Here is a 6,136-nt window from a genome sequence, read left to right as displayed (position 1 = left end):
CGGGTCTGATCCACATCGAGGACCAGGCCACCGAGGCCGGGGTGATCACCCTGTGTGGCTTCGAGATCCCGGCCACCGCTGAGGCCATGTCCAGCCAGCAGCCCGCCGACCGGGCCCGGAGCCCGTACGCCCCGATGTGCGCGGCCTGTCTCGCCGCGCTGGACCACATCCGCAACACCAACCCGAACCAGATCTGAGGAGAAACCCATGAACGAGACCACCGTCTCCGTGAGCATCAACAACGGCGTAGTCGGCATGATCGCGGGCACCGTCATCAACGCGAGCGTCACCGTGAACGGTCGTCGCGTCACCGTGCACGATGAGCCGTTTGAGATCGTCGTGCACTACGTCAGCGGCAAGGTCATCAGCTTCACCGTGGACAACGGCCGCGAGGCCAGCGCGGCGATCACCGACGCCTACGAAAACCCCCGCATCGCCTTTGTTGAGGTCGACGGCCAGTCCTACGGCCACGGCGTCAACCCCGTCGACAAGAAGCCCGCCGGGGGCCACAACGTCAAGGGCGATGAGGAGCTCCGCGGCGAGGACCCGCACACGATCGACTGGGCCGAGCGCCAGGAGCGCGCCGCGGTGCCGTTCGAGATCGCTGACGGGCTCCCGCTCAACCCGCGTCCCCGCCCCGACCTGAAGCCGGGCAAGGGCGACCTGTGGCACTGGGGCGAGGGCGTGTGCAGCGACGCGATCGTGTTCAACCGCGACCCGTTCACCGAGGCCGTTCACCTGCTGATGATCAAGCGCGGCGACGGCCACGGGTGGGCACTGCCCGGTGGCGGCCTGGACGAGGGCGAGAGCGCAGCTAAGGGCTGCGCGCGGGAACTGGAGGAGGAGACCGGTTTCCGGCTTCACTCCGGCGTGTTCGACATGCTCCCGGCCCGGGTCGTGGACGACCCCCGCGCCGGTGAGAACGCCTGGATGGTCACCATCCCCGGCATGGCCACGCTGATCAACCACCCGCTCCCGGTCGTCTCCGGGCAGGACGACGCCGACGAGGCCGACTGGCTCCCCGCCGGTTCCTGGGACGAGTTGCAGGCCGCGATCGCAGAGCGTTGCGGTGTGGTCTTCCCTGCCCACGTCGACCTGCTCCAGGAGGCCCTGAGCCTGCTGGACCAGCACTGATCGAGACCGGAGATCGCCCACGCCATGTCTGAGGGCCCGTGCCAGACGTGCGAGCACACCCGCCGCGAGCTGCAAGTGATGCAGGAACGGTTCGGGCTGTTGGTCCGGGGCCTGGCCGCCGTCCTCGCCCTCCTAGATGCCGAACAGATCGAACCGTCCATGGCTAAGCGCCGACTGCTCGCCGTGGTGCATCACCGCCTCACCCACCTCATGACCCAGACCCGATGACCCAGACCAACGGAAGGACCCGACGATGACTGACTACTACCCGACGAACGGGACCGCACCGGACAGCCCGGCCGCTCTGTTCGACAACCGGATCGGCCTGGCCGAGGCCGACACGACCGACTACGAGGACGCTGAGCGGGTCGACGTGTTCGAGGGCGAAGTCCTCGCCGTGGTCGACCACGTCGACACCGCCCGGCCGTTCACCGACAGCGACCAGGGCGAGGCTGAGGCCGACGCGGCCGAGTCGACTGAGTCGGGTGAGCCCGAGGATGTGACCTCCACGCTCACCTGGGCCGCCCCTGACCGGGCGGCCGGCGAGCGGGCCCCGATCATCCCGCCGTGGCTGCGCTCGGCCGAGGCCCGCAAGGCCGCCGTGCGCCAGGCCCTGTCGGCTGCGGGCTACCACACCGCATTCCACGCCGTCCGGACCCCGGTTTACACCGTGAAGACGCTGGGCTACTCGGTCGTAGGTGCTGGCCGGATGACCGGCAAGGTCACGCGGTGGGCGCGCGCCGAGGAAGGCAACTACGAGCTGCGGCAGAAGGCCGCTGAGACCAACGACGCCTACACCTGGCAGGCGCTCAACAAGATCCGCGAGCGTGAGTCCCGAGGCCGAATGTGGGGCCTAGCGCTCGCCACCGCTGCCACGCTCATCGTGGTGGCCGTCCTGGCCGTGACCGGCCTGCTCGCGCCGGTTCTGTGGGCCGCGCTGGCCGCGCTGATCGTCGTGACCGTCCGTGCCGGTCGCCCGGCTGACAAGCCGATCCTGGGCCGCGTCGCGACGGGTCGCCGGTTCACCAAGCTGACCGGTGATCTGGTCCGCAACTCCCTGGTCTCGCTGGCCGTACGTGGCATCACTGCCCCTGAGCAGATCGAGTTCTGTCACCCCGGCATCCACCGCGACGGGCCCGGGTGGCTGGCTCGGGTCAACCTGCCCGAGGGTGTCACCGCGGTGAAGGTGTTGGAGCGCCGTGACGGCCTGGCTTCCGCGCTGCGGATCCCGGTCGACCAGGTGTGGCCGGCGGCGGGGCCCGACCACCCCGGACAGCTCGACCTGTGGGTCGGCTATCACCCCGCCTCGGAGATGGGACAGCCCAACTGGTCCCTGGCCGACGACAACGCCCGCACGTCGTTCTTCGAACTGACCGAGTTCAGCAGCGATGAGCGCGGCCGCCCGGTCGAAACCACCCTGTTCCAGCGCTCCTACCTGATCGGTGGCCAGCCCGGCTCCGGCAAGTCGTACGCCGCCCGGGCGCTGGTCGCGATCGCGATGCTCGACCCGAACTGTGAGCTGAAGATTGCCGAGTTCAAGGGAACCGGTGACTTCCTCGACCTCGAGCCCCTGTGCTCGACCTACGTCGTGGGTGTCGACGATGAAGCGCTGGACCAGGGTGTTTCTATCGGCCGCTGGCTGGTCACCGAGGCCGAGAAGCGCGGCAAGCGGATCCTCGCGGCCCGTAAGCGCGGCGAGGCCCCTTTGGGCAAGGTCACCCCCGAGCTGGCCGCCAAGCCTGGTTCGGGTCTGCACCCGGTGTGCGTGCTCATCGATGAGGCCCACGAGCTGTTCCTGCACTCGCCCGATGCTGCCTCGGACTTCTCCCGCGCCATCAAGCGGCTCCGGGCCCTCGGCATCTGCGTCATCCTCGCCACCCAGATCCCCGACAAGGACAGCCTCCCGCCGTCCATCACCCGCTGTGTCACCAACCGCTGGTGCCTCTCGGTGGCCGGTCAGGTCGAGAACGACATGATCCTCGGCACCGGCGCCTACAAGCGCGGCCTGACCGGCACCGTCTACCGGCCCGAGTTCGACGCCGGATGGGGCTGCATGACCGGTGGCCGCGCCCCGGTCTCGGCACGCTCCCAGTTCCCCGCCCCAGAGGTCTGGGACGCGATGGTTGCTCGCGCGACCTCGCTGCGCGGTGGCGTGGCGGTGGGTGCACCGATCGAGACCGCCCCGGCCCGTGACCTGCTCGCCGACCTGACCGAGGTCGCCGCCTCCAACGGCCAGCACTGGGAGACCGCCGCCGAGGCGCTCACCGAGAACTGGCCCGACGCCTACACCCACCTTTCCGCCGCTGCGCTCTCCGACATAGCGCGCACCGCCGGGCTGTCCTCGGTCGACGTGAAGATCGCGGGCACCAACCGCAAGGGCTACCGCCGCGCCGACCTCAACAAGCTCCGCGCAGACCGCGACCAGGAGACCCAGACCGAGACCCAGAAGGAGGGGTAGCGCCGGAGGTAGCGGACCACCACCCGGTAGCGACCTCGCTACCCACCCCGCTACCACCAAACCCCCACCTGACCAGCACAGACGTTCGAAGGTAGCGGGTAGCGACCTCGCCCGCGGCCACCAGAAACCAGTCCAGGAGACAGATTCCATGACACCGCTCACCGTCGCTACCCTCGCGGCCGTCGTGCTCATCACGCTGGCCACTGGGATCTACGCCACCCTGTGCCGCGAACTGCCGTTCACCCGCTGCCGCCGCTGCCAGGGCACCGGCTCACGCACCACCGGGACCGTGTTCCGCAAGCTCCGAGCCTGCCGACGCTGCCGAGGCACCGGCACCCGCCTCCGCACCGGGCGCGCTCTCTACAACCACGCCCGCCGCATCCACACCGAGGCCACCACCACGACCATGCCGCCCCAGCGCGACCCGAAGCAGCCGCCGCACCGTCCCGGCTGGTAACCGCCTCAACCCCTCGCACGGGCCTCACTGGCCCAGGTCCCTACCCGACCCATGCCCAAAACACTCATCTGACCAGGCAAAACATCTCTCCAGAGCAGAAAGAGATTGGCCATGAACACCGCTTCGCTTCCCAAGTCCAACCGCCCCTCCGGCCTCGCTGCTGTCGGCTATGGCATGACCGCTGTCGGCTTCGTCCAGGTTGCCGTGACGATCGCCCCGCAGGTCGCCGCGATGATCCCCGCCGCCGGAAGCGCCGCCCCTGCCGTTGGTGTTGCGGTCGCCCTCGCTGCCGACGTCGTGTGGGCCGCGCTCGGTCACACCACGATCCACGCCTACAAGTCCGGCCAGCGCGCCACCGCGTACGGCTTCGGTGCCGCTACGGCCGTCGCTGTAGCCGTCTCCACGGTCCTGCTCGCCGCTGTCGGGCACATGGGCCCCTGGTCCGCTATCCCGGCCCTGGCCGCGCTCCTGCTGATCGCTGACGGGATCCGCGACCAGGTGACCGTCTCGCCCGAGACGGCCGCAATCATCCGGGAGCGCACCGCCGAGATCCGCGACCAGCGCGCCCTAGCCGTCATCGAGGCCCGCCACGCCGCCCACATGGAGACCATCACCGGCTACCGCGAGTCCGCCCGCCTCGCCGCCCGCACCCACGCCCTGGCCGAGATCAAGGTGACCGTGGAGAAGGCCGAGAACCGAGCCGCGACCCGGCTCACCAAGTCCGCCGAGAAACACGCCGCCGGGGCCATCGCCTACCGCGAGCTGCTCGGCCACCAGTCGGCCGCCACTCCCGACGCCACCCCCGACACCACCCCTGACAACGGGGCTGACATCGAGGGTGACACCGACCCCGACGACCAGCCCCACGCGATCGCCGCGCCGCCCGCCGCTGTCACCCCCAAGCCCGTCCTGACTGTCATCCCCGACACGCACAACGACGAGTACGACACCGAGGAGCACAACGGCCAGTGCGCCGTCTGCGACGAGGTGCTGAGCGAGGACGACGGCGACCAGGTCCACGACGCCTGCGCCGCCTCCGAGCTGCGCGCCTACGGGCTGCCGGTGCCCGAGGTCGCCGGGCTGCTGAAGGTCTCCGAGCGGACCGTCCAGCGCTGGACCAATAGCAAGGCTGCGGGTGCCTGATGAGCCGCCGACCCCGCCGCGTACGCCGCCGCTACGTGCAGCGCCGCCCCCACTGGTGGCGCGACCTGATCACCAGTGACTTCTACCTCGCCACCCACGCCTGGGAGATCGACGCCGAGGCCGAATCCCTGGGCTACCCCACCGAACTCGAGGAGTATGCCGCCGCCCACCCGCGACCCACCTTGCAGGGCTTCATGCTCGCCAACGCTCGCCCCGACCGCCACGCACCCGACCAGCACGACACCGAGCACGACACCGAGGAAGGACAGACCGATGATGCAGCAGCCTGACACCCTCACCGAGACTCCGACCGGCTCCGACGCTCTCACGACCGCTCTGGACTACGCCGCCCGTGGCTGGCGCGTCTTTCCCCTGCTGCCCGGTTCCAAGCGGCCCGCCACCCCGAACCACCGCGCCGCCGACTGTGACGGCACCGACGCCTGGTGCCGCACCGGTCACGCCGGATGGGAGCAGCGCGCCACCAACCGGGCCGACTGGATCACCCGCGCCTGGTCCAGCAACCCGGCCTACGGGGTTGGGATCGCCTGTGGTCCCTCGCGGCTGGTCGTGGTCGACCTCGACACCCACAAGCCGGGCTCCGAGATTCCCGAGCCCTGGCATCGCTTCGGCATCACCACGGGTGAGGACGTTCTCGACCACCTCGCCGGAGCCCACGGAGGCACCATCACACCCACCTACACCGTGGAGACCGTCTCCGGCGGAACCCACCTCTACTACACCGCCCCCGACACCTCGCGCCGGTTCGCCAACACCGCCGGAAAGGTCGGCTGGCTGATCGACACCCGCGCCCACGGCGGCTACGTCGCCGCACCCCCGACCACCATCGGCCAGGGCGCCTACACCGTGGTGGACGACCGCCCGCCGGCATCCCTGCCGATGTTCCTGCTCGACCTCCTCGGCCGCGACCAGCGACCGGCCCCGAG

General features: G+C 70.0%; 7 protein-coding genes. All 7 read left to right on the top strand.

The window, feature by feature from the left end:
* Positions 1 to 197: hypothetical protein (locus AB0F44_RS29860; RefSeq protein WP_357360957.1), on the top strand; the 197-nt coding region annotated here is incomplete at its 5' end.
* A gap of 10 nt (positions 198 to 207) precedes the next feature.
* Positions 208 to 1,134, top strand: coding sequence for an NUDIX domain-containing protein (locus tag AB0F44_RS29855; protein WP_357360955.1), 927 nt, complete (start codon positions 208 to 210; stop codon positions 1,132 to 1,134).
* A 253-nt stretch (positions 1,135 to 1,387) separates the two neighbouring features.
* Entirely contained in the window at positions 1,388 to 3,592 is a 2,205-nt protein-coding gene (locus AB0F44_RS29850; protein WP_357360954.1) for a hypothetical protein, read from the top strand.
* A gap of 148 nt (positions 3,593 to 3,740) precedes the next feature.
* Positions 3,741 to 4,049, top strand: coding sequence for a hypothetical protein (locus AB0F44_RS29845; protein WP_357360952.1), 309 nt, complete (start codon positions 3,741 to 3,743; stop codon positions 4,047 to 4,049).
* Positions 4,050 to 4,160: 111 nt separating this feature from the next.
* The gene (locus AB0F44_RS29840) at positions 4,161 to 5,192 is read left to right on the top strand and encodes a hypothetical protein (RefSeq protein ID WP_357360950.1); all 1,032 of its coding nucleotides are present in this window, start codon (positions 4,161 to 4,163) and stop codon (positions 5,190 to 5,192) included.
* Positions 5,192 to 5,482 carry a hypothetical protein gene (locus AB0F44_RS29835; RefSeq protein ID WP_357360948.1) on the top strand — a complete coding sequence of 97 codons (291 nt, stop codon included), beginning with the start codon at positions 5,192 to 5,194 and terminating at the stop codon, positions 5,480 to 5,482. The genes AB0F44_RS29840 and AB0F44_RS29835 overlap by 1 nt, the downstream gene beginning before the upstream one ends.
* Positions 5,466 to 6,136 (top strand): bifunctional DNA primase/polymerase (locus AB0F44_RS29830; RefSeq protein WP_357360946.1); only part of this gene is annotated, 671 nt, incomplete at its 3' end. The genes AB0F44_RS29835 and AB0F44_RS29830, both read left to right, overlap by 17 nt.

The sequence above is a fragment of the Nocardioides sp. NPDC023903 genome, from assembly GCF_040639295.1.
GTDB lineage: Bacteria > Actinomycetota > Actinomycetes > Propionibacteriales > Nocardioidaceae > Nocardioides.
This window is presented reverse-complemented; position numbering and strand designations above follow the sequence as displayed.

Excerpts from the sequence above, each read along its gene's own strand:
- AB0F44_RS29855 (WP_357360955.1), top strand. The coding sequence starts at position 208 with ATGAACGAGACCACCGTCTCCGTGAGCATCAACAACGGCGTAGTCGGC.
- AB0F44_RS29850 (WP_357360954.1), top strand. The coding sequence starts at position 1,388 with ATGACTGACTACTACCCGACGAACGGGACCGCACCGGACAGCCCGGCC.
- AB0F44_RS29845 (WP_357360952.1), top strand. The coding sequence starts at position 3,741 with ATGACACCGCTCACCGTCGCTACCCTCGCGGCCGTCGTGCTCATCACG.
- AB0F44_RS29840 (WP_357360950.1), top strand. The coding sequence starts at position 4,161 with ATGAACACCGCTTCGCTTCCCAAGTCCAACCGCCCCTCCGGCCTCGCT.
- AB0F44_RS29835 (WP_357360948.1), top strand. The coding sequence starts at position 5,192 with ATGAGCCGCCGACCCCGCCGCGTACGCCGCCGCTACGTGCAGCGCCGC.